The organism is Vreelandella sp. GE22 (assembly GCF_968212445.1).
In genome coordinates this window covers 1,401,556-1,426,276 of record NZ_OZ309110.1, presented here as the reverse complement: position 1 = coordinate 1,426,276, position 24,721 = coordinate 1,401,556, and the positions used below count along the sequence as shown (strand labels likewise).

The 24,721-nt window shown below is 54.8% G+C and carries 32 protein-coding genes and 1 pseudogene; 9 read left to right on the top strand and 24 right to left on the bottom strand.

The features are described 5' to 3' along the window. Positions 1–142 precede the first annotated feature (142 nt). The 3 genes from ACWHRL_RS06750 to ACWHRL_RS06740 form a co-directional block, all read right to left on the bottom strand. Complete coding sequence (locus ACWHRL_RS06750; RefSeq protein WP_447895756.1) at positions 143–988, bottom strand: EamA family transporter; 846 nt, start codon at positions 986–988, stop codon at positions 143–145. Between the two features lie 124 nt (positions 989–1,112). Next, on the bottom strand, positions 1,113–1,583 hold the full coding sequence (locus tag ACWHRL_RS06745; RefSeq protein WP_447895755.1) for a GNAT family N-acetyltransferase: 471 nt from the start codon (positions 1,581–1,583) through the stop codon (positions 1,113–1,115). A gap of 45 nt (positions 1,584–1,628) precedes the next feature. Continuing rightward, the gene (locus ACWHRL_RS06740; RefSeq protein ID WP_447895754.1) at positions 1,629–2,375 is read right to left on the bottom strand and encodes a class I SAM-dependent DNA methyltransferase; all 747 of its coding nucleotides are present in this window, start codon (positions 2,373–2,375) and stop codon (positions 1,629–1,631) included. Between the two features lie 181 nt (positions 2,376–2,556). On the opposite strand from ACWHRL_RS06740, the gene ACWHRL_RS06735 reads away from it, so the two are divergent. Next, positions 2,557–4,041 (top strand): mechanosensitive ion channel domain-containing protein, encoded by a 1,485-nt coding sequence (locus tag ACWHRL_RS06735; RefSeq protein ID WP_447895753.1) that lies wholly within the window; start codon positions 2,557–2,559, stop codon positions 4,039–4,041. Between the two features lie 293 nt (positions 4,042–4,334). Here the strand turns inward: ACWHRL_RS06735 and ACWHRL_RS06730 are convergent, their stop codons facing one another. The 9 genes and pseudogenes from ACWHRL_RS06730 to ACWHRL_RS06690 form a co-directional block, all read right to left on the bottom strand. Beyond that, positions 4,335–4,769 carry a GFA family protein gene (locus ACWHRL_RS06730; protein WP_447895752.1) on the bottom strand — a complete coding sequence of 145 codons (435 nt, stop codon included), beginning with the start codon at positions 4,767–4,769 and terminating at the stop codon, positions 4,335–4,337. Continuing rightward, positions 4,708–5,274, bottom strand: a complete 567-nt coding sequence (locus ACWHRL_RS06725) for a GNAT family N-acetyltransferase (RefSeq protein ID WP_447895751.1) — start codon at positions 5,272–5,274, stop codon at positions 4,708–4,710. The genes ACWHRL_RS06730 and ACWHRL_RS06725 overlap by 62 nt, the downstream gene beginning before the upstream one ends. A gap of 126 nt (positions 5,275–5,400) precedes the next feature. Continuing rightward, positions 5,401–6,488: pseudogene (locus ACWHRL_RS06720) on the bottom strand (IS3 family transposase). A gap of 154 nt (positions 6,489–6,642) precedes the next feature. Beyond that, positions 6,643–6,891 (bottom strand): hypothetical protein, encoded by a 249-nt coding sequence (locus tag ACWHRL_RS06715; protein WP_447895749.1) that lies wholly within the window; start codon positions 6,889–6,891, stop codon positions 6,643–6,645. Between the two features lie 38 nt (positions 6,892–6,929). Next, complete coding sequence (locus tag ACWHRL_RS06710) at positions 6,930–7,394, bottom strand: class I SAM-dependent DNA methyltransferase (RefSeq protein ID WP_447895748.1); 465 nt, start codon at positions 7,392–7,394, stop codon at positions 6,930–6,932. A gap of 166 nt (positions 7,395–7,560) precedes the next feature. Further along, entirely contained in the window at positions 7,561–7,935 is a 375-nt protein-coding gene (locus tag ACWHRL_RS06705) for a hypothetical protein (protein ID WP_447895747.1), read from the bottom strand. A 117-nt stretch (positions 7,936–8,052) separates the two neighbouring features. Next, positions 8,053–8,589 carry a GNAT family N-acetyltransferase gene (locus tag ACWHRL_RS06700; protein ID WP_447895746.1) on the bottom strand — a complete coding sequence of 179 codons (537 nt, stop codon included), beginning with the start codon at positions 8,587–8,589 and terminating at the stop codon, positions 8,053–8,055. 51 nt (positions 8,590–8,640) lie between these two features. Next, complete coding sequence (locus ACWHRL_RS06695; RefSeq protein ID WP_447895745.1) at positions 8,641–8,916, bottom strand: putative quinol monooxygenase; 276 nt, start codon at positions 8,914–8,916, stop codon at positions 8,641–8,643. Positions 8,917–9,045: 129 nt separating this feature from the next. Continuing rightward, positions 9,046–9,471: a VOC family protein gene (locus ACWHRL_RS06690; RefSeq protein WP_447895744.1), complete on the bottom strand. Its 426-nt coding sequence runs from the start codon at positions 9,469–9,471 to the stop codon at positions 9,046–9,048. Between the two features lie 96 nt (positions 9,472–9,567). On the opposite strand from ACWHRL_RS06690, the gene soxR reads away from it, so the two are divergent. The 4 genes from soxR to ACWHRL_RS06670 all read left to right on the top strand — a co-directional run bounded on the left by soxR (position 9,568) and on the right by ACWHRL_RS06670 (position 12,338). After that, positions 9,568–10,029 carry a redox-sensitive transcriptional activator SoxR gene (gene soxR, locus ACWHRL_RS06685; RefSeq protein ID WP_447895743.1) on the top strand — a complete coding sequence of 154 codons (462 nt, stop codon included), beginning with the start codon at positions 9,568–9,570 and terminating at the stop codon, positions 10,027–10,029. A gap of 61 nt (positions 10,030–10,090) precedes the next feature. Next, positions 10,091–10,771: a class I SAM-dependent methyltransferase gene (locus ACWHRL_RS06680; RefSeq protein ID WP_447895742.1), complete on the top strand. Its 681-nt coding sequence runs from the start codon at positions 10,091–10,093 to the stop codon at positions 10,769–10,771. A 165-nt stretch (positions 10,772–10,936) separates the two neighbouring features. Next, positions 10,937–11,803, top strand: a complete 867-nt coding sequence (locus ACWHRL_RS06675) for an SUMF1/EgtB/PvdO family nonheme iron enzyme (RefSeq protein ID WP_447895741.1) — start codon at positions 10,937–10,939, stop codon at positions 11,801–11,803. After that, positions 11,796–12,338 carry a carbapenem self-resistance protein CarG family protein gene (locus tag ACWHRL_RS06670; protein WP_447895740.1) on the top strand — a complete coding sequence of 181 codons (543 nt, stop codon included), beginning with the start codon at positions 11,796–11,798 and terminating at the stop codon, positions 12,336–12,338. Before ACWHRL_RS06675 ends, ACWHRL_RS06670 begins: the two co-directional genes overlap by 8 nt. A gap of 33 nt (positions 12,339–12,371) precedes the next feature. On the opposite strand, the gene sugE is transcribed toward ACWHRL_RS06670, so the two are convergent. Both sugE and ACWHRL_RS06660 read right to left on the bottom strand, forming a co-directional pair. After that, on the bottom strand, positions 12,372–12,689 hold the full coding sequence (gene sugE, locus ACWHRL_RS06665) for a quaternary ammonium compound efflux SMR transporter SugE (protein WP_447528455.1): 318 nt from the start codon (positions 12,687–12,689) through the stop codon (positions 12,372–12,374). 122 nt (positions 12,690–12,811) lie between these two features. After that, complete coding sequence (locus ACWHRL_RS06660) at positions 12,812–13,117, bottom strand: NIPSNAP family protein (RefSeq protein WP_447895739.1); 306 nt, start codon at positions 13,115–13,117, stop codon at positions 12,812–12,814. Between the two features lie 157 nt (positions 13,118–13,274). Here ACWHRL_RS06660 and ACWHRL_RS06655 point away from each other — a divergent pair, with 157 nt between their 5' ends. Next, on the top strand, positions 13,275–13,775 hold the full coding sequence (locus ACWHRL_RS06655; protein WP_447895738.1) for a hypothetical protein: 501 nt from the start codon (positions 13,275–13,277) through the stop codon (positions 13,773–13,775). A 15-nt stretch (positions 13,776–13,790) separates the two neighbouring features. Here the strand turns inward: ACWHRL_RS06655 and ACWHRL_RS06650 are convergent, their stop codons facing one another. Together ACWHRL_RS06650 and ACWHRL_RS06645 are read right to left on the bottom strand one after the other, a co-directional pair. Further along, positions 13,791–14,111, bottom strand: a complete 321-nt coding sequence (locus ACWHRL_RS06650) for a hypothetical protein (protein WP_447895737.1) — start codon at positions 14,109–14,111, stop codon at positions 13,791–13,793. Positions 14,112–14,166: 55 nt separating this feature from the next. Continuing rightward, complete coding sequence (locus ACWHRL_RS06645) at positions 14,167–14,448, bottom strand: hypothetical protein (protein ID WP_447895736.1); 282 nt, start codon at positions 14,446–14,448, stop codon at positions 14,167–14,169. Positions 14,449–14,796: 348 nt separating this feature from the next. On the opposite strand from ACWHRL_RS06645, the gene ACWHRL_RS06640 reads away from it, so the two are divergent. After that, the gene (locus ACWHRL_RS06640; RefSeq protein WP_447895735.1) at positions 14,797–15,993 is read left to right on the top strand and encodes a DEAD/DEAH box helicase; all 1,197 of its coding nucleotides are present in this window, start codon (positions 14,797–14,799) and stop codon (positions 15,991–15,993) included. Between the two features lie 126 nt (positions 15,994–16,119). On the opposite strand, the gene rho is transcribed toward ACWHRL_RS06640, so the two are convergent. Further along, complete coding sequence (gene rho / locus ACWHRL_RS06635) at positions 16,120–17,073, bottom strand: transcription termination factor Rho (protein WP_447895734.1); 954 nt, start codon at positions 17,071–17,073, stop codon at positions 16,120–16,122. 220 nt (positions 17,074–17,293) lie between these two features. Here rho and ACWHRL_RS06630 point away from each other — a divergent pair, with 220 nt between their 5' ends. Next, positions 17,294–17,566, top strand: coding sequence for a type II toxin-antitoxin system Phd/YefM family antitoxin (locus ACWHRL_RS06630; RefSeq protein WP_447895733.1), 273 nt, complete (start codon positions 17,294–17,296; stop codon positions 17,564–17,566). Next, on the top strand, positions 17,547–17,819 hold the full coding sequence (locus ACWHRL_RS06625) for a Txe/YoeB family addiction module toxin (protein WP_447895732.1): 273 nt from the start codon (positions 17,547–17,549) through the stop codon (positions 17,817–17,819). The genes ACWHRL_RS06630 and ACWHRL_RS06625 overlap by 20 nt, the downstream gene beginning before the upstream one ends. Positions 17,820–17,878: 59 nt before the next feature. On the opposite strand, the gene ACWHRL_RS06620 is transcribed toward ACWHRL_RS06625, so the two are convergent. The 7 genes from ACWHRL_RS06620 to cbiE all read right to left on the bottom strand — a co-directional run bounded on the left by ACWHRL_RS06620 (position 17,879) and on the right by cbiE (position 24,715). Next, positions 17,879–19,570 (bottom strand): ATP-dependent nuclease, encoded by a 1,692-nt coding sequence (locus ACWHRL_RS06620; RefSeq protein ID WP_447895731.1) that lies wholly within the window; start codon positions 19,568–19,570, stop codon positions 17,879–17,881. Positions 19,571–19,657: 87 nt separating this feature from the next. Then, on the bottom strand, positions 19,658–20,497 hold the full coding sequence (locus tag ACWHRL_RS06615; protein ID WP_447895730.1) for a hypothetical protein: 840 nt from the start codon (positions 20,495–20,497) through the stop codon (positions 19,658–19,660). A 550-nt stretch (positions 20,498–21,047) separates the two neighbouring features. Further along, positions 21,048–21,488, bottom strand: a complete 441-nt coding sequence (locus ACWHRL_RS06610; protein WP_447895729.1) for a YtoQ family protein — start codon at positions 21,486–21,488, stop codon at positions 21,048–21,050. 70 nt (positions 21,489–21,558) lie between these two features. Next, positions 21,559–22,323: a precorrin-6A synthase (deacetylating) gene (gene cobF / locus ACWHRL_RS06605; RefSeq protein ID WP_447895728.1), complete on the bottom strand. Its 765-nt coding sequence runs from the start codon at positions 22,321–22,323 to the stop codon at positions 21,559–21,561. Next, the gene (gene cobM / locus ACWHRL_RS06600; RefSeq protein ID WP_447895727.1) at positions 22,320–23,111 is read right to left on the bottom strand and encodes a precorrin-4 C(11)-methyltransferase; all 792 of its coding nucleotides are present in this window, start codon (positions 23,109–23,111) and stop codon (positions 22,320–22,322) included. Before cobM ends, cobF begins: the two co-directional genes overlap by 4 nt. Continuing rightward, positions 23,108–23,512: a cobalamin biosynthesis protein gene (locus ACWHRL_RS06595; protein WP_447895726.1), complete on the bottom strand. Its 405-nt coding sequence runs from the start codon at positions 23,510–23,512 to the stop codon at positions 23,108–23,110. The genes cobM and ACWHRL_RS06595 overlap by 4 nt, the downstream gene beginning before the upstream one ends. Beyond that, a complete protein-coding gene (cbiE, locus tag ACWHRL_RS06590) occupies positions 23,513–24,715 on the bottom strand; it encodes a precorrin-6y C5,15-methyltransferase (decarboxylating) subunit CbiE (RefSeq protein WP_447895725.1) in 1,203 nt (400 codons plus the stop codon). Positions 24,716–24,721: the final 6 nt, after the last annotated feature.

The window sequence follows — 24,721 nt, the reverse complement described above, 5'->3', positions numbered from 1 at the left end:
CCCACCTCCAACGACATTCTCTTGGTCAATTAGCGCTTTACAGTATCGTTGGTGGACTACAAAAGGATTAAGCGCACCATGAACCAATCGTACGACCGCTAAGGGCACGCCTGTGTTTAACGCACCTCCTCGATATTATCCATCAAGGTTTGTAACGTGACAGCATGATGCCGAGCGTAATCAATGAAGAGGACACAAACCGCCAGACACCAAAGCCCTCCTTCAAAATATAGGTAGAGATCAGCGCGGCGAACAACACGCTGGTTTCCCGCAAGGCCGAGACCATCCCAAGCGGGGCGTAAGCCATGGCCCAGATAACGATCCAGTACGCCCCCACCTGCAGGCCGCCGCCCACGGTGGCAGGCAGCAGGTTCTCCCGCACTACCCTTTTGATGGCGTTGAATTTCCAAAGGGAAGCAATCAAAAAGGTCAGCACGCCGTTACCGATGGTAAGGCAAACGGCAAACCCCAGTATTGAGCCGGCCTGCCGAGCACCCAGCCCGCCCACTAGCGTGTAGGAGGCAATGAACGCCCCCGTTCCCAGCGCCAGGAATATCGCGCGCGGGTTTTGCGTAATGCCGGTGGCTTTCTCGAAAGCCAGCGCAATAACCCCCACCGCTAAACAGACGACCCCCAACAAGGGGATGAAACTGAGCACCTCCGCGGCAAAAATGGCGGCGCCTAATGTGACCAGTAACGGGGCCGAACCGCGGGCAATGGGGTACACCTGGCCGAAATCGCCATAGTGATACGCCAAGGGCAAGCTGAAGTGATACGCGGTATGCAGCAAGATAGCAGTGACCAGAAGCGGCCAACTGGCGGGGCCTGGCAGCGCCACGAACGGCAGCGCCAACAGCGATATCAAACTTCCCAGCAGCGTGATGACCGCCATGACGGCGATTCGGTCGCCGCTGACCTTGACGATGGCGTTCCAACTGGCATTGAAGAAGGCCGCCAGCAATACGATTATTGTTATTTCCAGGCTCATGATTTTCCCTTGGACGCATCATTAAAGTGCCGCGCATTGATCGGTAAATCTTGCAGCATAGTGCTGGACTGTGACGCCTTGAATGCTCCTCAGAGAAGGCTCGATCAAATACACTATTGGAAAGTTAAATCCTATTCGCTAACGGCTCCATGAGGTCTAGATAAAGCCGAAGCGCGTCCTGGTGCTGAATGCCAAGCTCGAAAAGCGCCTTCGAGTAGTGATCCAAAAAATGGTTTTTGATCACCCTCTCCACTCGGAACCCATGGCGCTGATAATAGGTAAGCTGATATCCAAAGGTGCCTGTACTCAACTCCACCCGCTGCACCCTTTTGCTTTTTAGCTCACCCAGGGCGAAGCTCAGCAAGCCAGTTCCCACCCTTTGTTGCTGGAACTGCGGGTATACCGCAATATTGAATATCTCGGCCGTGCTTTCGCTGATCGGCTTCGCGACACACACGCCAATGATTTCTCCATTACGCTTCGCGGCAAAGCACCACGCCCCCTCCAGATAGGACGCGATAACCTGCTCGGAGGGATCCGCTTCGAGAAGAAGTTGTAAGGGAATATCGCCGTCGTTTACTTCCAGGTAGTTCATTTTGGCCTTGGGTACATAGGGTACTTAGCGACGCTGCGAAACCGATTATGAACGAGCAGCGTACTGCAGTATTTCGTATGAGTAGGCGTATTTGAATACGCCGGTAATGTCGATCCTGGATAGATCTTCGCGCAGCTCAGCCACTACCGAATCCAATGCCCTGCCCCGCCGAACGGCCTCTTCGATATTCGACTGCGTGGTGAGATAACCGATCAGCGACTCGCGCGTAAACGAGATCGGCAGCCAGCCCTTATCACCCGCCAGCAGGGAAAGTTGTTGGTCGTCGGCCAGCGTCATGTCCTCGTATCGAACCCGCGGCGGTGAGGGGTAGCGCTTCAAATATTCCCCCTGGAACCATTCGTTGAATCGAGCGGACGTTGCGTGGCCCGCAAAGGCAAAATTATAGATAATCCAGACAGCCCCAAGATTTGAAGCGGCTTTGTAGGCCTCCAGTGCTCGCGGGCCATCGAACCAATGAAATGCCATACACGTCGAGATAAGATCGAAACGCCCCAGTTGAGGGAGCTCGGTGTAATCCGCTTTCTTCACCGTCAAGCCACGCCGCTTCGCTATAGCCAGCATCTCTTCAGAAGAGTCGATCCCCATGACGTCTCTACTAATATCCAGCAAAGCCGAGGTGGAGTCGCCCGTGCCACATGCCACATCCACCACTCGATGAAAGCGCTCAGCGGGCAAATGGCGCTTCAGTATTTGGAAGAGCGCCTCATGCGTTTTTGGGCGGTATTGGTCGTATCGCTCGCCGACGCCGCTATCGGCGAAATACTGGGCCATTGCTATTGCCTCCAGCCAAGGGGTAAACACAGATGTAAGAGATTGAAAGACATCATAAGCGCACTGCATTACAAGAAAACACTCTAGACTGAAGACAAGCGCCCCGCTATTGAACAGCAGGTGCCCAATTAAGCCATGGCCGATCCCGACTGAGCTGACCCGTTAATAAATAAGGAAAACCATGTCCGTATCTCTTTCGCGTGCGCGCAAGGCTTTACACATACTGGGATCGTTACTGTTAGGGCTGAGTATGCTTTTGGCAGGCTCGGTTGGTGCCGCCGAGGAGAGTACGCCAAACACCACTACCGCTCCCAACGGCGCCGAAGGAGCTAGCCCGGGGCCCAACACGGCGCAGATCGAAACCACGCCGTCACCGCTCAAGGATGAGGAGATTCGCCAGCGCATTAGCGGCATCTTTTCGGAAATCGACGGGCTAGGTGAGGTCGATGTCAGCGTCAGCCAAGGGGTGGTGACGTTAGCCGGTGAAACCGCCAACGATAGAAAAGCCCAACAGGCGGTGGGGTTAGCCAACCGGCTAACCGATGTGGTCACGGTGGGCGACCAAATCGAGCGCACTCTCGACGTTCAGGATAACGTCGCCACGGCCTACCAAGGCTTGCGGGCCCGGGGCCAGAGCCTGCTCAGGGCACTGCCGCTTTTCCTGGTAGGCTTTTTGATATTTGCCCTGGTCGCCTGGTTCGGCGCGTGGCTTTCCAACCGCAAGAAGCTGTGGCAACGGCTGACGCCCAACCCCTTCGTGGCCGAACTGGTAGCCCAAAGCGTCAAAGTCGCTTTCATCATTGTGGGGCTAATCATGGCGCTAAGTTTGATAGGCGCCGAAACGATCATCGGCACCCTGCTGGGCGGTGCCGGCGTCATCGGTATCGCCATCGGTTTTGCCGTTAAGGATACGATCGAAAACTACATCGCATCATTAATGCTCAGCATCCGCCAACCCTTTCAGGCTCGCGATCACGTGGTGATCAACGACAGAGAAGGCATCGTGGTACGCCTGACCTCCCGCGCGACCATCCTCATGACCCTGGAGGGGAACCAGCTACGCATCCCCAACGCCGAAGTCTTCAAGGGCATCATCCTCAACTACACCCAAAACCCGGAGCGCCGCTTTGATTTCGAACTAGGGGTAGATGCCAACGATGATCCGCTAGCCGCGATCAAGGCAGGCTTGACGGCCCTTCAGGCCTTGGCGTTCGTACTCGATGAGCCCAAGGCCGTGGGCATCATCACCCGCGTAGGCGATTCCAACATCGTGCTGGCGTTCCAGGGATGGGTCGATCAGTCGATGACCGACTTCGGCAAGGCCCGAAGCATTGCCATTCGGGAAACCAAGCACGCCCTTGAAACCCAAGGATTCAGTCTACCGGAGCCGATTTACCGCCTGTGCTTTACTCCCGAGCTCGAACGAGCGCTCACCCGTGTTCAAACCGGCAGCCCCCAATCTGGCACCGAGCAAGAGCCGCCCGCCTTTGCGGCGAATTCGAGTGGCAAAGCGCTGCCAAAGACTGCCGAAGGCAGACGCCAGCCCAAAGCCGAGGATCTGCTCGATGCCCGCCCTGACGAAAAGCTGATAGAAAAAGTGGAGCAGGAGATCGCGCAAAATAGCCAGGAAACGGATTTGTTGAGCAAGCACGCGGCACGTGAATAGTGTGTCACTACCCTGCGCGCTATGCCTTGGCCCAGCCATGAATCATTGCCCGCCAAGGCTTTATTTAAGCCGTATCGACGTGAATCACGCCCAGGGGCTGCGCTGGCGGACACCGGCATTGCGATACTGCCCAACGTGCAGATTACTCGCTGCCCCAGCGCCCGATGCATCTTCTCTACTATCAGGACCACTACCGCTCGCCCAAGCTGCGCAGCTTCATCGACTTCGCGGTGGAGGCATTTGGGCATTGATAGGCGGTCGCCAGTGGGTCGCAAACGCCGTAGTACAGTCGTTTAGGATGCTGCGCCGTTGATGTTCCTTACAGGTATTTCCGCAACGCTGGCCTCATCCGCGAGGCGCATATTGATAGCGACGATGGATTCATCACACCGCTCGGTGGTTTGGTAATGAGTAGTACAACCGCACGTCGTGCACCAATGAAATTCGGCTTCTTTATCCCCCCAGCTATAGAACACCGTCTTTGAATGGCGACAGTTTATCGTGACCAGGTTGGGTGAATAGTAAGCCCAGAGCGCCGCATACCGGCGGCAAATCGAACAGTTACACTGGCCGATCTCTTCCGGAAAGTGAGCGGCGGTGATTTCGACATTTCCACAGTGGCAGGTAACCTTCACAGGCAATCCCTTTTCATGACGCCCAGTCGGGTTAACGCTTATCGTTAGTAGCGAACTCGCGGGCCAGCATTGAATAAATGGCGTGGTCGACATAGTGGCCGTAAAGATACTCACGCTCGCGCAGGACGCCCTCGAACGTGAACGCCAGCCGCTCGGCAATGGCCCGGCTTTTGACGTTTTCCGTCGCGCAGGCAATTTCGATGCGGTTCAAGCCGTGTTCGCGAAAACCGACGTCGACCAGCGCTTTAACGGCCTGGGTCATGATGCCTTTGCCTGTATAGCTCTCGCTCATCCAGTACCCGATACCCGCCCGGCGGTTCGTCGTATCGAAGGGATGAAAGCCGCATACGCCGCAGGCCGACCCATTATAAAAAACCCCGTACTGCGGGCCCTTGCCCGCCTCGTACTGCTTAATAACCGACGTTAAAAAAGCTTCGGTGTTCGCGGGCGACTGATTGGCATCGATCCAGGGCAGCCACGCGCGCAAATGCGCCCGGTTTTGATCGACCAGCTCGAATACCTCATCCCGATGTTCCATGCCGAGCAGCCTTAACTCAACGGACTCGCTAATCAACAACGCTCTCTCCTTTTGTAACACGATAATTGCCCCTGGCTTCGCGCAGGTAGGAGGCAATAACCTGCTCGGAAGGGTCCGCTTCAAGCAATAGCTCGATAGACATTTGGTAATCTCCCCATTTATAACCGGGGCGATAAGTAGAGGCGTCTAGGCAGCCATGGCTACCTTTTGTTTCGGTGTCATTCCACCCAATGCCATATTCGGTCGTTCGTGGTTGTAAGTCCAAAGCCAGCGTGTGGCAAAGTCCTGAACCTCACTGATCGAGTTGAACAGGTAATGGCTCAGCCAGTCATAGCGTACCGTTCGGTTGTAACGTTCAACATAAGCATTCTGCTGCGGATTCCCCGGCTGGATGTATCGAAGTTCAATGCCTTCCTGCCTTGCTCAGGTAACGAGCTTACCGCTGATGTATTCCGGGCCGTTGTCACAGCGAATGGCTTTTGGCTTGCCGCGCCATTCGATCAACTGCGTGAGAGAGCGTATTACGCGCTCTGCCGACAGCGAGAAGTCTGCATCGATGATCAGACCTTCCCGGTTGTAGTCATCGAGCACGTTGAACAACCGATACGTTCGGCCATCTGCCAACTGGTCGTGCATGAAGTCCATAGACCAACAGCCGTTCAGAGCCTGCGGTACCGACAGGGGTTCCGGCTTTTTCCGCACCAGTCGCTTCCTGGGCTTGATCCGCAGGTTAAGCTCCAGTTCCCGGTAAATCCGGTAGATGCGCTTATGGTTCCAGCCGAAGCCCTTCACGTTACGCAGATACAGGTAACACAGCCCAAAACCCCAGTTACGCTGGTTATGGGTTAAACGCACCAGCCAGTCGGCAATCACCGCGTTCTCATGGCTCAGCTTTGCCCGGTAGCGATAACAGGTCTCACTGATACCAAAGGCCACACAGGCCAGCCGTACACTGCAGCGATCGGCATCAACTGCATTTATTGCCATCTCTCGGCGTTGAGATGGCTTTACCACTTTCCCTCAAGGGCCTCCTGGCGAAGCTCGGATTTCAAGCGCTCTTCGGCGTACATCTTCTTGAGCCGACGGTTTTCGTCTTCCAGGTCCTTGAGGCGCTTCATCATGGACGCGTCCATACCGCCATACTTCGAACGCCATTTATAAAACGTGGCACTGCTCATACCGTGCTCGCGGCAAAGTTCAGGAACCGGCACGCCGTTCTCGGCTTGCTTCAGAATCGCCATGATCTGGCTGTCGGTAAAACGTGATTTTCGCATGTGGAATCTCCTGTCTGTTCAGGTTACAAAATTCCACTTATCACCGCGGTTATTTTTCGGGGGGATTACCATTTCACCAGCGCCTACTTCCAGATAGTGCACGTTTCACCTCGCGGGGTCTTGATACTCAGCAACGCTACGAAGTGCTTTTTTATCATCGAGCCTCGTACTGCAGTATTTCGTAAGAGTAAGCGTATTGAAATACGCCGTTAAGGTCGATATTAGAAAGGCCTTCGCGTAATTCAGCCACTATTGAATCCAACGCCCTGCCCCGTCGTACGGCCTCTTCGATATTCGATTGCGTAGTGAGATAACCGATCAGTGATTCGAGCGTAAATGAGATCGGCAGCCAGCCATTCTCACTCGCCAGCAGGGAAAGTTGTTGGTCGTCTGCCAGCTTCATGTCCTCGTATCGAACCCGCGGCGGTGAGGGGTAACGCTTCAAATACTCCCCCTGGAACCATTCGTTGAACCGAGCGGACGTGGAGTGACCCGCGAAGGCAAAATTATAGATAATCCACACGGCCCCAGGGTTAGAGGCAGCTTTATAGGCATCCAAAGCCCGCGCACCATCGAACCATCGAACCAGTGAAATGCCATACACGTCGAGATGAGATCGAAATGGCCATGTTGGGGTAGCTCGGTGTAATCCGCTTGCCTCACGGTCAGGCCACGGCGCTTCGCTATGGCCAGCATCTCCTCAGAAGAGTCGATCCCCAAGACGTCTCTACCAATATCCAGCAAAGCCAAAGTGGAGTCGCCCGTACCGCACGCAACGTCCACGACCCGACTAAAGTTCTCAACGGGCAAATGCCGCTTCAGGATATCGAAGAGCGCAGAATGAACTTTCGGGCGGTATTGATCGTAGCGTTCGCCAACGCCGGTATCGGCGAAATATTGTGCCATGCGGACTTCCTCGAAGAGCGGTTCGGATCTTTAAGAAATACCTAACACCTACCTTAATTTTAATTAACTTTAATAACCCTTAAATATGGGCTTCCGAGCGCTCTAATCCGCCAATGCACGAATATCTTCAATACCAGCGCCCTTGAGTAGGCTGCTCTCTATTTATTCAAACTTGATGAACGATTCTTTCAAGACAATCGACCTGTAGCTTGAGCGGGGCCATGAAATCAACCACGAAACCTTTTCGCTGATCAGCATTAGCCTCTGACCACCATGAAAATTCGGCTACCCGTCTCATCAAAAGTTGAGTCTCGAGCCTTTTCTCATCCGCCACTTGCCAAGCCAGCCATTGCTGAGCCTGACTTTCTCCGTTGTCTATACGAGAGAAACATACTAGCAAATCGAAAACCTTGAATGCCAAAGAAGCCGTATAGGGGCTTCCCTGAGCTTCGAGTAAATACGAGTCAGGATCGAACTTGACCGCCATCAAGCTTTTATGAAGGGCAAGCAACTCGTCGTAATTTTCAAATTCAAGTTTCACATGTCTATCCTGATTGATGTTTTTCCAGCATTTGCGTGCTTCCAGCATTCACTGGATAAAAAACGCCATCTAAAGTTCTCATAAACATACTTCCTACCTGGATGCCGCTGTAGTCATTCAACTGCTGGCAGCCCTGCCTGGATACCACTGCGCCAACGTCTGCCGGTACATTCTCACTTCACGTCCGTGAAATTCATGCAGCTCGTAATGCGTAAAACCTACCTTAAAGGCGACCTTTTGCGATGCCCCATGCTCGGGTTCGATCAGCGTTACTACCGAGGGGAGCGACTTCATTTCAAAGGCGTAAGCTAACACTGCTTTGGCAGCCTCGGATGCAAAGCCTCTATTCCAATACTGCGTAGCGAGCCGGTACCCAAGGCTAATTTCCTCGACACCATTGACCTCTTCCGGGCCAACGCCGCAAAAGCCGATCAGCCTATTCGTATCCTTTTCAATTAACGCCCAAGGCCCGATTCCGTGCATCTCGTAACTTTCTAGACACCACTCGATAAAGCGGCGCGTCATAACCTCATCGCAAACGCCACGAATCGAGTATTCCATGACGGCAGGATCGCTCAAAATTTTGGTCAGCTCCTCTGTATCGCTTAAGGACAATGTCCGTATTACCAGCCTACTTGTTTCACAGATCCACATGCCCTTCACCCAAATGACGCTTCAAGCGCTTATAAACTAATGAATACTCACCTATTCAACTATCTCATAATGGCGCACAGCATTGCGCGTCTGCTTTCCCCAATCGGAGGTGGCCACGCGGCGCTGGTGGTAATCAAACGCGACGCGGTCGATAAACGCCTCGAACACCTTAAAACGACAAGGGTCGGATTGATCCTGAATGACCTCAAAGATGAGGCACCCCGGCTCCGCAAGCGTTAGCGTTTTATGCGTGACAAGCGCTTCCTTGAAAGCTTCAAGCTCGGCTGCCGGCACGGTGATAAATCCTTCTAGCGTTACTTTAGGCATGGTTGTTCTCTATTGGTTAGGCGCTGCCGCTTCTAAACGGCGCGCCCTTCTTGAAGCGCCTTTCATAGGCAATCGAAAGATCATACATACGGCTCGTTCAAGGCTCTGTTAAATACCCGGTTCAGCCTATTAAAGAGCGTCGCGGTTCAAATTGCGCTCGGCGGGAATATCGCTTAGATACTCGACGAACTCTACTTCGAACCCGGCCGGGTCGACGAAGTAAGCGTTTTTACGAAATGGCTCGGTAGCCCCCGGTTTGGCAACGGAATACCCCACGTTATTCAACCGTGCTACCAAGGCATCCAGGTGTTCGGTCACGTAGGCAAAATGAGCAAGCCCCACGCTGTGGCCTTCAAGCGCCCGGTTCTTACCTTCTCCGTGGTCGCTCAGCGCCAGGTAGTGGTGGTCGTCGCCAAAATGCACCCACTTGCGTGGCTTGCCGTACCATTCGCCCTGCCCTTCATCGCGTATGCGCCAATGAGGAAAAGCAGCGCGGTAAAAATCCAACGTGGCGTCCATATTCGCGACCACCAAATTAACGTGTTCAAGATACATGGTGTTTCTCCTTGCGTGGGTTCGGGTAAAAGGTTAAAACCTCAACCCAAGTTGAGGTAAAGCACTTTTTGAACAAAGAGAACACCGGGGGCAAGCATGGCAGAAGCAACCTGGAGCGTCGGCAAGGTCGCCAAGCGCTGCGGCATTAACGTGAGTGCCCTGCACTTCTACGAACAGCAAGGGCTGATTCAAAGTTGGCGTAACGCGGGCAACCAGCGCCGCTACAAGCCCGAAGTACTCAGGCGCATTTCAGTTATCAAGGCCGCACAGAAAGTCGGCGTGAGCTTGGAGGAGATCAAGCAGGCCTTTGAGTCGCTCCCCCATGGCCGCACGCCCACGGTAGAAGACTGGCAGCAACTTTCCGAGCGCTGGCAGCGCATGCTGGATGGCCGCATCGCGTACCTGCAAACGCTGCGCAACAGCCTGAGCAGCTGCATCGGGTGTGGGTGTCTGAGTATGACCAACTGCCCGCTTTACAACCCGGAGGATGAACTGGCCGAAGTAGGCAGCGGGCCGGTGCTTTTGGAACGCGCGGCCGCGCGAGCCAAGTCAAATTAATTGCCAAAATCAGTTTATTGATACACTCGATGCATCTACACCACGCCCTATGGATGGCTCCATGAACCCCTTTAGTGATGAAAAAATCGTCGATTCCTGGGAGAAGAACGCCTCACCCTGGACCGATGTGATACGCAACGGGCATATCGAAAGCCGTAAGCTGGTCACCGATCAGGCCGTCGTCGAGGCCGTTCTAAGCCGGTCGCCCGAATCCGTGCTCGATATCGGGTGCGGTGAGGGGTGGCTCGTACGTGAACTCGCGCCCCACGTAGCGCACCGGGTGGGGGTCGATGTCGTGCCCGCGCTCATCGAGAAGGCCCAGGCCGCGGGTAATGGGCACTTTCGTGTTTCATCCTATGAAGCGATTGCGGCGGGCGCGATCGAGGAGCGCTTCGATGCGGTCGTTTGCAATTTCTCGTTGCTGGGTAAGGAATCGGTCGATGCACTGTTGCGCGCCGCCCCCGCGCTTCTGACTCCCGGGGGCGTTTTCATCGTACAAACGCTGCACCCCGTAGCGGTCGACGTTACGCCCTACGCCGATGGCTGGCGTGAAGGTTCCTGGGCGGGTTTCGGCGCCGATTTTAGCGACCCGGCGCCCTGGTACTTTAGAACGCTTGAAAGCTGGGTGAGCCTGTTTTCCGCCAGTGGGTTTCAATTACTCGAAATGCGCGAGCCCGTTCACCCGAAAACGCAAAAACTTGCGTCCGTCATTTTCATAGGCGCGGTAGCTCGGGATACCTGATAAGCCAACAGCAAACGTGGAAAAGGCCAGATAGTGTCCGGATTGGCCTGTCGTGAGAAAATGTATTAGCCATTTCTTGTAAAGAAAAATATCAATCAATAGGATAACTGGCTCAAAAAAGATGTTTAAAAATGGCTAAGCAGTACTGAATACGAGGACACGGGTTTGAAAAATGCCATGGGGATTTTGTGCTTTCTTTTGAGCACACCGGCGCTTGCACAGAATAGCCTTCACTTACCGGATGAGGCTAAAGTCAATGGCGGTAGCTTCTACGTCGGCACGGTATTCGGTGATGAAAACTACACAGACAACACCAACCTTTCCACCGCCTCCTTCTGGATAATGAAAACGGAAGTGCCGTACCAGCTCTACCGAGAAGTGCAGCCCTGGGCCCTCCAACACGGTTACGCACTCGGCGATGCCTGCAATGGCGCCACCCCTGGCGGTTGCCGGCCGGATGATAAGGATGAAGGCCACCACCCCGCCGTGAATGTTACCTGGTGGGACGCCATGATGTTTGCCAACGCGTTGAGCGAGCACCAGGGGCTATCTCCCTACTACCTCAACTTTGAGGGGGAGCCGCTAAAAGCGATACCGGAAAGTGACGACAGCTCCGCTATAAAAAGAGCGCCTGAAGCATCTGGCTACCGTTTACCGGATATGGTCGAGTGGCATGTGGCTGCAAGAGGCGCTCATGAAGGGCTTGCGGACGGCTCCTACGGCTACCCGCATGCCGGTAGCCCACAACCGGAAGCGGTCGCCAATTTCCCCACGCAAGACGGTTCCGGCTCGGGAACACTGCCTGTAGCCTCCCTGCACTCCAATGCGTTGGATCTTTACGATATGAGCGGTAACGCGGCGGAGTGGATCGACGAAAGAAATCACTACGCCCAGGGAGTGCCCATGTATTACGTTTGCGGTGGCAGTTTTGAGCAAGCCGTAAAAGACGTGTTATCCGGCTGCGACGTGCATTCGCCGGGGTTTGGCATGCCCGATATCGGTTTTCGACTGATCAGAGCGGCCAATGATTAAGCGGCTGCTTTGCCTGCTGGCGGCGCTTTTTAGCACGCCTGCCCTGGCCTTTTCGCAGATCGAGTTAAGGGAAGGCGTCAACCGTATCGATCTCAACCAAAACAGCCGCCCGGATTACGTCATTGCGTCGGTATATGACAGGAACATGTCCTATAGCAACCATACGCTCACCTTCTTCATTCGCCTGCCCAACGATGAGCTTGGCATCATGCCGGCAGCGGATCGCGATACGTTCACCTGGCTCGACCACCGGATTTTCTCCGGCGCGATTACGGTTCGGGACCATCGCCTTTTCGAGTCCGGCGGTGAGGTTTTACTGGTCGTCGCTAAAAAACACGCCGAAAACGCGGATTTGTTCGGGCCCGGGCCTTTTACGTTCGAGATTTACGGCGTGCGCCAGTTCAGCCAACACCCCGGCACCCCGCTTTATCAATGGTCGCTACTGAAGACGTTTGAATCCGCAAAGCATCACGACTCTTCCGAACAGGCTTACCAGGAAATCGACGCAGAGGCGCTGGAGCACGGTAGCGATTGAGTCGCCTTTCCCGCGCCCGTTCGTATCCCCCTTTTAGGCACTGGAAAGCTTGAGCCCGACAAGACCGGCCACGATCAGCGACAAACTCACCAGCTTGAGCGTGCCGGTAGGCTCACCGAACAGGAAGATACCCAGCAGCGCCGTGCCCACCGCCCCGATACCCACCCAGATAGCGTAGGCGGTACCCACGGGCAGGGTTTTAAGCGCCAGGCCCAGCAGTAGAAAGCTCACCACCAGCGAGAACAGCGTCCAAACGGTGGGCCAAAGCTTCGTAAAGCCCTCGGAGTACTTCAATCCAATGGCCCAGCCCACTTCCAGAAGCCCTGCGATAAACAAAATGATCCAACTCATGCACGTCTCTCAAACGCTGGGGCCGTCCCCTAACGAAAATCGAGCGGTGAGGCCGTCCTCACTTCGCCGTGGTTACTTATTCACTTTTCAAAACCTGCCGGGAGAGAAACAGCTTCTACCCACTAGCCCAGTACGGGCCTGAAAAAACTGCGCTCGTAGCTAACGATGCAATCGACTTGCTCGGCAAACTCGAACGCCTTGATGCACTCAGGATCATTCAACGAGTCGATCCGATACTGCTCGTAAGCCGCCAGGCTTTCGAAGGTGAACAGGGCCAGCGCGATGTTATTGGTCCCTTCCGCCGGCAAGTAATAACCGTTGTGTTGGCCGCCAAATTTCTCGACCAGCGGGATCCACATTCTGGCGTACTTTTCGAATTCATTGACCTTTTTAGGATCGATGACGTACTTCACGTGGCAAGTGATCATCGTGACACAACCTTGTCATTGAATGGTTTTCGAGTGGCCATACGTTACAGCTCGTTTTTCGAACGCAACATCTCCCTCAGCGCTCACCATGCTATCGTCTATTTCGAACGAGCGGTGACCGCCTCAGGTTCGCCAACAAGTATTCAAAGGATAGAGAATGAACATCGACAAGACACTGCTGCTGGCCATGCTCCTCCTTTCACCCTGTATGGGCCTGGCGCAAGACGCCCCTGCCACGTCGCAATGGGAAACGGAAGAGCACCATGACGACGAGCTGGATTTACACTTCGTCGTGCTCAAAACCCATGCTACCGGGCTCGCGGTGCCCACGGTCGTTTTTCGCTGCTTCGAGGACACTACCGTGGCCTACTTCAACCTGTTCGATCAGGACGAAAGCGGTACCTACGAATACGACGACGTTACGCTACAGCTGGACGACCACGAACCCGAGAGCTACGCGATGGAAGCCATCGATGACGGCCACGCGGTAGGCTTCTGGGAAAGTGAAGACGCCACTTCCTTCATTGAAAGCCTGTTCGGTACGCAAACGCTGAGCATGACCGTCACCCCGACCGAGGGCGAGCCCATCGCGATGGACTTCAATGTCGATGGTATCGAAACGATGATTGGCCCAGTGCGTGATGCCTGTGGCTGGTAATGAAGGGCGCAACCGCTAGGCGATAGCGTTTAAAGCGGTTTCGATATCAGCAAGCGGATGCGCGACGCCCTCAACGACGGCGGTCGCTTTGGCCGGGTCCACCTCGATGAGGTACTCCCGGTCGCCCTCCGGGTAGCGCGCAAGCATCATGATGATTCGCCCTTCCCCCTCGGTAACCCGCCGCAGATCCCACCGGCTACCCGAGAGATCGAGCACAGCCTTCTGCGTGGCGCATTCCACCACGACCGGCGAGTAGACCCAGAGCGACATACGCATTTCATGGGAGGTAGTGATCACTTCGTACTGGCCGCCCAGAACATAGTCGTTTTGTTGCACTCTCGCTCCCCATCCGTTTCTTTTGCCAGCCTGCCGCCCTTTTCTACCAGCCAGATCAGCCAGAGCCGACCAGCTTGGCGATCACGGTGGCTGCCCCTAATAACGCCAGCAGACCCACCAACGATACCGTGGTATGCGCTAAATCGGACGCTTCATCCTCATCCGTGATGAATTGCCGGGGGGAGTGGCCAAGCGTGAGTGCTCGACATATCGGCCAACCGATATACCAAGCCAGCGTCATAAAAAACAGCTCCCAGATTAGCCAAATCAGCGTGCGCACCACGACGCCGAATAATCGGAGCACCGTTTTTAAAAGACCATCGGCCAACTCGTCCAATATCCTATCCCCCACCATTTATACCGTCAGTTTCATGTGCGTTTCAGCTAACCTTGGCGAGCCAAGGCCTCACCAGGAAAAAGCCACGCGATACCGAAAAGCCGGCCATTGGCGCTACCTAAAACTGAAAACCACAGGCTGAAAAAGCGTCTAGCTAACAGGCGCCTGGAAATAGAGGCCATAAAGGATGACCTGCCTAAACAAGATGAAGCCTGCCGCCAGTAAATCAGCGGTGTGGTTCCTGAAAGGTTACCCTTTCACACTTTGAACATCGAATGGCGGCTTTTCCGTTATACTGCACCACTTTTTTATTTTCGCCCCTTTTACGACACATCGTCAGAGCTTCCCATGCCCTTTGCAAAACTCGGCTTATCCAGCCCGCTGGTTCAAGCGATTACCGACCTCGGTTACCAAACGCCCACGCCCATTCAGGAACAAGCGATTCCCGCCATTCTCTCGGGTAAAGACCTGATCGCCACCGCGCAGACCGGCACCGGCAAAACCGGCGCTTTCGTGCTGCCGCTGCTTGAACGGTTCAGCAACGCGGGACCGCTGCGCGGCAAACGTGTACGCGCGTTGATTTTGGTGCCCACCCGAGAGCTTGCGATTCAGGTCGAAGCCAACGTGGCGCAATACGCCAAACACCTGGATTTAACGTCGATGGCCGTGTACGGCGGCGTGGATACCGCCCCGCAAAAAGAGCGCTTGATCGAAGGGGTCGATATTCTGGTCGCCACACCTGGCCGGCTGTTGGATTTGGCCCACCAGCGTGCGGTGCACTTCGATGAACTCGAAGCGCTGGTGCTGGACGAAGCGGACCGAATGGTCGACATGGGCTTTGTCGATGACATTCACAAGATCATCGTCCGCCTGCCGGAAAACCGTCAGAACCTGCTGTTTTCCGCCACCATGAGCGGTGACGTGCGCGCGCTGGCCTACGGCTTTAGCGACAGCAAGATGACCGACCTGGCGGCGGATATCTCCATTACGCCCAATGTCCGCGCCGCCGCGAATATCAAGCAGTGGCTCATCACGGTCGATAAGGACACCAAGTCTGCTCTGCTGAGCCATTTGATCAACGAGAACGCGTGGGATCAGGCGCTGATTTTCGTCGAGAAAAAACACAGCGCGGCCAAGCTTGTAGCCCAGCTGGAAAAACGTGGCATCAAGGCGGATTCCATTCACGGCGGGCGAAGCCAGGCGATGCGCGAAAGCGTGTTGGCGCAGTTCAAATCCGGCGAGCTCAAGTACCTGGTCGCCACCGGCGTGGCCGCACGGGGGTTGGATATCGATGAGCTGAGCCGCGTGGTGAACTACGATTTACCGTTTCAGCCCGAAGACTACATCCACCGCATTGGCCGCACCGGCCGGGCAAGCGCCTCGGGTGAAGCCATCTCGCTGGTCGACATCAGCGACTTCAAGAACCTGTGCGCTATCGAGCGGCGCTTGAATGCGGTGATCGAGCGCAGGGAAATCGAAGGCTTTCCTGTTAACAAAGCCGTCCCCGCTTCCAACTTGAACCACGTTAAAAAAAGCAAACGCTAACACGTGACCAGGAAGCTCACCGCTTGAACGTATAAACGGTGAGCTTCTCTACTCGATATTTTGCTATAAAAGCCGCTTTGGCAAAAGCCGGGTAAGCCCTGTGGCGGTCAGCGCCCTCTTTTAAAATCAAACAGGGACAAATGCATCCAATAGCTCGGCGTTGGTGGGGTATTTCTCCAACAGCGTAAGCAGCTTCTGCGCGCCCTCGACTGGCTTAAGCTGGGTCAACGCGCGACGCAGCGTACGTACTTTTTCAATATCTTTTGCATCGATCAACAGCTCTTCCCGGCGGGTACTGCTTTTGGCAATATCGATCGCCGGGAAAATCCGCTGGCTGGCCACATCGCGGGATAACACCAGCTCCATATTACCCGTGCCCTTGAACTCCTCGAAAATCACCTGATCCATCCGGCTGCCCGTATCCACCAGCACAGTGGCCAGAATGGTGAGCGATCCACCGTTTTCGATCTTTCGCGCCGCGCCAAACAGCTTACGCGGAATTTCCATCGCCCGGCTATCCAGCCCGCCGGACATCGTGCGGCCATTGCCCCGCTGCTCGGCGTTATGCACGCGCGAAAGCCTGGTTAATGAGTCGATCACGATCATTACATCGTGGCCTTCGCCCGCTTGCTTGCGCGCATTAGCCAAGAGCTGGTCGGCCATGCGCACGTGGTGGGTGTAGGTTTCGTCTGATGACGAGGCATGCACCTCGGCCGTGACGCTGCGCTTGAAGTCCGTCACCTCTTCCGGGCGCTCGTCGATCAGCAAGGCGTACAGCTTGATGTTTGGGTGCGCCTCGGCCACGGCCTGGCAAATATGCTTGAGCATCGTCGTTTTGCCAGAACCTGGCGGTGCGACAATCAAACCCCGCTGGCCCATGCCGATGGGCGTGATTAAATCCATCGCCCGCACGCTGCGCTGGCTGGAACCAGCCTCTAAACCAATGCGCGGGGAAGGATGGATGGCGACGCCGTTTAGAAAGCGTTTTTCGGGTTCATCGGGGAACTGCTCGGCGGGCTCATCGGCCGGCGTGGCTTCTGGCTGCCTTTTGACCTTCAAGCCTAATGTTTTTCTCGTCATAAGATCGCTGGATCGCCTTGGGTAGTTTGAATGTTGGAATAAGGGTAGTGCTCTGAGAATGATATAGATCTTATAGCGCTACCGATCGTGGCGGGATGTGATGCCTTCTGAGAAAACAAAATGGAGGCAAAGCCGCAATGTGGTAGACGTAGCCATGACTGGTCTTGTTAGGGCTGTTGCGATACAGTTGTACGGAGTTTCCGTACGTAAGGGTGGAATTATGGATATCATCAGTGTAAACAAGTTCAGAGACAACCTGAAAAGCCTTGTCGAACAGGTTGTTAACAACCATGAACCTCTCAAGGTGACCCGTCGCGCTGGACAGGCTTTCGTCATTATGAGTGCTGAAGACTGGGAAAGAGAACAGGAAACCCTGCATGTTCTTCAAAACCGAGACCTGATGCAGCAGATTGCGACCTCTCTCGATACTCACAGCCGTGGCCAAGGATACATACCGAATGATGAGCAGCTGAATGAGATCACTGGTATTTGAGGGCAGCACTTGGGAAGCCTATGAAACGATGCGAGAGAAAGACAAGAAGCTTCACAAGGCGCTCTGCAAACTGCTGAAAGAAATGCTCCGCTCCGACGACCCATCCACGGGAATAGGCAAACCTGAACCGCTGAAACACAACTTATCAGGCCTATGGTCACGGCGCATTTCACAGAAAGACAGGCTCATATACCGATTCGATGACATATCCATATACGTTTTCGCCATTGGAGGGCATTACGATAAGCCCTAACGCCGCGCTCACGGTAGATTGTGAGCGAAGCGAATAATCTATCCGTTTGCAGTGCTTTGTTATAAACCATTAAGGTGATCAACGACGCTACCAATGAATTTTTTTAGTGGCTGAGGCGAACCGTTTTTAGCCAAGTGCTCCAAGGCTGGAACGATCCAATTATTCTTCTTGACCTCACCTAAATCAATCCAGCCTTCAAGCTCTCCAACGGGTACCACAAAGACCCCACACTCTGAGAGTTCAAGGACCAATTTATTGACTCTGGCTTCGAGAGCATCATTTAATACCTTAACCCCACCAGTCTTGACCGTTGACCATTTACTGGAATCTTTTTTTATTCTATTTATTGCCCCCCTAGCCCCGGAAAACGTATGCGCATTTTTATTGAGCTGATTTAGAAACTCTTCAATAGACTGTTTAATAGATTTCAAAGCTGTTAAATCACTTCCAGATTCGATTTCTACAGCCAAGTCTTTCATTGTATTTTGTTGATCAGAATTAACATGATCTTTCCCAAGAGCCGACAGTATTCTATTGAGATCATCCTTGCCATTTAGCACGTCGATATCAACAATTCCACAACAAGGCACATTAGCCTTACTTAGCAACTCTAAAACCAAATGCACAGTCTGTTTATTGTGCGCATGAATAAACAGAACTTCTTGAGTCGACAAATCAACATTTGCAACAGTGCTATAAATAATTCGGTCCGAATCAGCCTCACAAACTACAACACCTTTATGAAACAACGACTCTAATACACGCTGACTCGAGAGTATTGGCGACTTCGCTAATAGCTCTGTGGATTCGGGAGGAATCTGGTTAAAGCTAGTATTATTTCCGTGTCTATTTAATCTATATATGTCTACTGGATGGTTTGCGGCTAGTATCCCGGCAATAAAATTTGAATTATGCGTCGATATTATCACTTGCCCTGGAACCCTCTCTATATGTCGAGCCATCCAATACCCAAGTTGTCTTGACTGTGCCGGGTGCAAAAAAGCTTCAGGCTCATCCAGCAGAACTATGCGGTCATGCGAAAGTAGCAAGCTTAGAACAACACCAACAAAGCTTCTAAACCCATCACCTTGGTCATCTAAAATGGCATGGGCATCAAAGTATGGAGAAGCCATTCTTGGATCTTCCGGCACATCTTTAAAGTTATCAGCCACTCTAAATACTAGCTCCGTTAGACCACTGTAATCCAACTTAATATCTTTACCAAAAACATCCTTAAAAGCCCCTCTTAACTGTTTTTCAATCTCGCTGCTAGCGCCATACAATGCCTGGAGCAGGTTCTCCGGGGGAACTTTGTGTAAATTTGCAGACGGCGATGTTTTAGCTATATTAAGTCTGGACTCTGCATCCAAATATGACACTCTAAACTGGGCTAGATTTCCGAATAGCGCACTGATGCCTTTTTCAGCGTACTCTTGTTCAATATGAGCTCTGTGAAAGCCCATGCTCTCACTTTGATTAAGTTTTGATGTGATTCCACGCACCTCTTCCATACCAACGTTACGCTGATGAGGCCTTACCTCTAAGCCGGTTAAGAAAAAATCGAAGCTAGGTTTTTCGTCAAATTGCAATGACTCCAAAAGAGTCGCCTCAATCCCATCCTGCTTTATAAATTTACTATGAATATCTTTAAGTGTTTGAGACTTACCAACATTATTAGGTCCTATGAGAACAGTAAATTTACCAATCCTTACCTGCTCGCCATTTTTTATCTTTAATCCATCAATTTTCATTGGGTTAGCTCTGGTTTATAACGTTCGTAACAGCGGAAATTAGGAGCGACGGCGAGTAAATTTTCCGACTACTTACGTTTTTTATGTTCATAGCTGAATCATATCCGCCACTTGATAACCCAAGTTTGATATTTCATATATCTCGCCTTTATGACCTCTTTCTACTAGAAGGTCGTTATTACAAAGCTCTTCTATAGCAGCCTCCCACCTAGCGACTTCTCTTCTTTCGTTTGACTCTATAAAATTCTTTCCATTTGTTTGAATATCTGTTCCGCCTAAGAACCGAAGATGCATTATGGTTCCATTTTTATCTTGACTGGCCCCCTTAAGCAGTATTCTGGCCTCTCCAGAAATGTCGGGTAATCTAGAGCTTGGCTCGATAATTTGGTTTTCTTGTTTAAAACCTTCGACTTGGAATAGCGGATGATTATTTATTTTCAATTGGATTTGGCGATAGAATTTGTCACGAAAACCAGAGTGGCTATCATAGCTTTCGTAAAGCCCTCTACTTTGACATGATTTTTTGAACTGCTTTAATTGCAAGTATTGCTCGTTATCAACATCATCTAAAGCGGCAGGCTGTGAAGAAAAATACAACATCGTCGGTTTTTCTAAAGACATGTGCTTTTCGATTTCTTCCACTGTTCCGCTAGCATACTCTGATGTTGGTGTTCCTATTCGCGTCCAAAAAACACCAATAAGAAGATCACATCGCTCTAAAACTTGGTCATTTATTATATCTTGTGGAGACTGTCCCATTTCAGGAGAAGAATGTGTTTCCCACCCTACAGGCAGCAATACAATATTTCTCCGCTGAGAATGAACGGCATTCCATTCATATATAACGTCTCGAACAATTGTTCGTTCCGACGCTACATCTCCCGGCGAAGCTATCATTACATTAAAGACTTTCGATTCGTAGCTCAAAGCTTGCTCCTATGAAAAAATATAACAGTGATTATCTGCCTAACCACATAACACCAATAAAAGCGCCAGCACATTCATTGATGTTATACAGCCCAAAAACTAATCGTAACTCACTGTTTTATATAATTTCTCAAAAAAAGGCAGCATATTCATTATTCAAGTGCCCACTCGTTATATTGGTTTAAATCATACTCTATTTGCAAATTCACCTTCGGTCACGTGGTAATTTCATGACGGCGTTCAGCAATAAGTCGTAGGCCTGCGTGAAATTCGAGCAGGTGATGCTTTCGTAGGGATGACGGGGAATTAGCTTGAGGTAATTTTATGGCGAGAAGTGAGGACAGTGGCAGTATCGGGGCAGCTGGCGCTGCCCTTCGCGGGTGCCTTATTGCCTCGTGCCTCGCCAAATCGTTACGCCGCGCTACGAGTTGCAGGCTACTGTGGCGTAATCGTCGCGCGCTGAAGCGTGCTCCTACGGGGGCGGTGGTGGCTGATTTGGGTAATGCGGGTCTGCAGGCCATAAGACCTGCAGGGGATTTCTGGATCTGACTTAAGCCTTAAGTACGTACTTGAGTGTTTCGACGACCTGCTCGGTAGTGGTACACCAGGCCTGCGCTCCGGCATCCACTTCTTTCAGCGGGTGAACGATCTCCTCAGCATGCAGGGTGATATAGGGCTTGGTCAGCGCCGAGCAGTAGCCCGCATCAAACGCGGCGTTCCACTGCTTGTACTTGTCGCCGAAGCGCACAACGACCAAATCGGCTTGCTCGATCATCGTGCGGGTGTGGATGGCATTGACCTTGGAGGACTGGTGATCGCGCCAGAAGCCGTTTTCCGGCACGCCCAAGTGGTCGCCGGCGGCGTCACTGGCGTCGTGGTCGGTGACCGGGGCGGTGAAGACGATGTCCAGCCCGGCGGCCTCTGCGCCGCGCTGGATCTCGTCGCGCCAGTCGGTGTGAATCTCGCCGGATAGGTAGACGTAGAAGCTCATGGCGTTCTCCTTCATTTGAAGTAGGTATACAAAGCTATTTTATGGAAAAACCTTCCACATTCCTACCGGCTTATAAAAGCGGCTCTCGGGCTAGTAGATAGCAGTCCATGATCCAGCCGTGGGTTGCGCGAAGCTCGGCGCGGCGTGCGATGATTTGTTCGCTCACCTCAGATAGCCGTCCCCCTATCAGGCACTGCTTCTCCATCCCCAGGTACGCGCCCCACCAGATGTAAGTCTCCTGCTGGTCTATCGCGGTGAACGCCCCGCCGCTGTCGAGCATAACGGCGACCGTGGCGGCGCCTTCGGGCCAGCCGTGGTCGCGCAGGCGGCGGCCGGTGGTGATGTGGATGGAAGCGGCCAAGGCGTTGAGCGGGATTTTATGCTCGGCGGTGAGCACCTGAAGGCTAGTGATGCCGGGCACGACGTTGACGGCCACCTCTCGCCCGCCGTCCAACAAGCGTTTGGCGATGCGCAGGCTGCTGTCATAAAGCGAGGGGTCGCCCCATACCAGCATGGCGGCCTGGCCGCCGCGGGGCAGGTACTCGTCTAAAAGCTTCGCCCACACGGCGGCAATCGCGGCGTGCCAGTCGTTCACTGCGCCCAGGTACGGTGCCTGCCCGTCGCGGGTGGGCAGGTCGAACTCGATGATGTTGGTTGCGCTACCGCTTTCCAGCAGCTCGTCGCAGAGCAGGCGGCGCAGGTCGATCAAATCCGCTTTGGCCTCGCCCTTGTGGGGGAGCAGCACCACGTCCGCCGCGTTCAGCGCGCGCACGGCGGCCAGCGTCACGTGGTCCGGGTTGCCGGTGCCTATGCCGATCAGCGAGAGCGAGATCACGGCTCGCCCTCACCGTTTGCGAAAGGCGAATCTGCGGATTGCGGGCGAAAGCGACGGTCGTACCCCACGGCGTAAAGGCTGCTCTCTTGAAAGTCGTCGCTTTCCAGCACCGGGCCGACGAGTATCAAGCCGGTGCGCTGTAGGGCGTCATCCATTTGCGCTTCAATGTTGGCAAGGCGCCCGCGCAGTATCCGCTCGTCCGGCCAGCTGGCCCGCCAGACAATCGCCACTGGGCACTCAGGGCCGTAATACGGCGTTAGCTGCGCGACTACCTCGGCCAGGTTATGCACGGAAAGGTGAATCGCCAAGGTTGCGCCGCTGAGGGCAAAGTTTTTAAGGGTTTCACCTTCCGGCATGGCGCTTGCCCGGCCTGGCGTGCGGGTCAGCACCACGGACTGCGCCACGCCGGGCAGTGTCAGCTCCTGGCCTAGGGTCGCGGCGGCGGCGGCGAACGCGGGCACGCCGGGGGTTACGCTATAGGGAATATCGAGCGCGCGCAGGCGGCGTAGCTGCTCGCCCATGGCCGACCACACGGATAGATCGCCGGAATGCAGCCGGGCAACGTCCTGGCCTTGCGTGTGGGCGCGCTGGATCTCGGCCATGATGTCGTCAAGCGAGAGCGGCGCGGTGTTGACGATACGCGCGCCTGGCGGGCAGTGGGCGAGAATTTCGTCGGGCACCAGCGAGCCTGCATACAGGCACACCGGGCAGGCGGCGATCAAATCGCGCCCGCGCAGCGTGAGTAAATCCGGCGCGCCGGGGCCCGCGCCGATGAAATGGACGGTCATGGGGTAACTCCTGGGCGTTGTAGAACCATCGCTTGCGCGAGTGCGGCGGTGGCCCGTCTGTCGTCTGAAATAAGCCGGGGGCCTAAAAGGCACGCGCCGGGCCCGGCGGCGAGCAGCGCCACGGCTTCCGCCACGCTGCCCGTGCCCCAGGCCTGTAAGCTGCGCGCGGATTGGGTGAGCGTGGCGGCATCTGGCAGCTCATCGTCGGCCACGACGTGTACCGAAAGCTGACGCTCGCGGCCAAGCGCCTGCACCAGCGCCTGCTTGCTGTGAGTGGCGGCCAGTGCCTGGACCGAGCCGAAGCGCTCGATGAGTTGATCAAGCGCTTGGCCAAGCGAAACGAGTGTGGCCGCGCTTTGAAAGCCGAAGCCCGCCACGCGCGGCGCGTGTTGGCCCGCCACCTAGCGCACCACTCGCCACTGAACGAGCGGGTAGCTCGCCTTCCATCCCCGGCGGGTGCCAATGGGCGCGGCGCTTGAAAGCTCGATGCGCATTAATTCGCCCCCTGCCTGGGCGTGCCAGTGGGCCAGCAGCGCTTCGGACTCCAGCGTTACGGCGTTGGCCACCACGCGGGCGCCTTGCGGCAGCCGCTCCCAAAGCGCTTCCAGCAGTGCCTGGGTTAGCCCGCCGCCGATGAACACTGCGTCGGGCAGCGGCGCCTGGTGCAACGCCTCAAACGCTTTGCCCTCTTTCACTTCCAGCCAGTCGACGCCCAGGTTCTCGGCGTTTCGGCGCGCTCGCGCGGCGCGCGCTGGGTGCTGCTCAAAGCCAATGGCTTGGTTCTCCGGGTGCGCCAACAGCCACTCGATAGCGATCGACCCGGAACCGGCGCCGATATCCCACAGCCGCTCACCCGGGCGCGGCGCCAGCGCGGCCAGCGTGAGCGCGCGCGCCGCCTGCTTGGTGATCTGGCCGTCGTGCTCGAAGAAGGTGTCCGCCAAACCGGGCGTGAGCGGCAGCGCCGGGCCCGGCCCCGCAACCTCAAGCGCGACCGCCACGGGATGGGCGATATCGCCCGGTACGCTGCTTACATCAATTACGCGAACGCGCTCGGCATCACCACCCAGCGCTTCCAGCACGGTAAACCGGGAATCCGCAAAGCCAAAGCGTGTTATCAGTGCGGCAAGCTCGGCCACTGCGGCGGCGTCACGTAACAGCACGATAAGGCGCTGGCCGGGCTGAAGATGGCGGCGAATGCGCGTGAGCGGCGTGGCATGAAGGCCCAGGCAGGTGCAGCGCTCAAGGCCCCAGCCAAGGCGCGCCGCGGCCAGGCTGAAGGTCGAGGGTGCGGGCAGCGCCTGCCACTCGTTGGGTGCCAGATGGCGGGCAAGCGAAGTGCCCGCGCCAAACCAGAACGGGTCGTTGGAGACCAGCATGACCACCCGGCGGCCGCGTTCGGCCAGAAGCGCCGGAACGCCATCGGCAAACGGCACCGGCCACTCGCGCACTTCACCATCGAGCGGCGGTAGCAGGCGCAGGTGGCGGCGCGCGCCAAACACCACCTCGGCGGCGTCAAGCTTTGCCCGGCTTGCCGCGGTGAGCCCCGCTGTGCCACTCTCGCCCCAGCCGATAAGGGTGAGCCAAGCGCTTTGAGTTACTGCCATGAACAC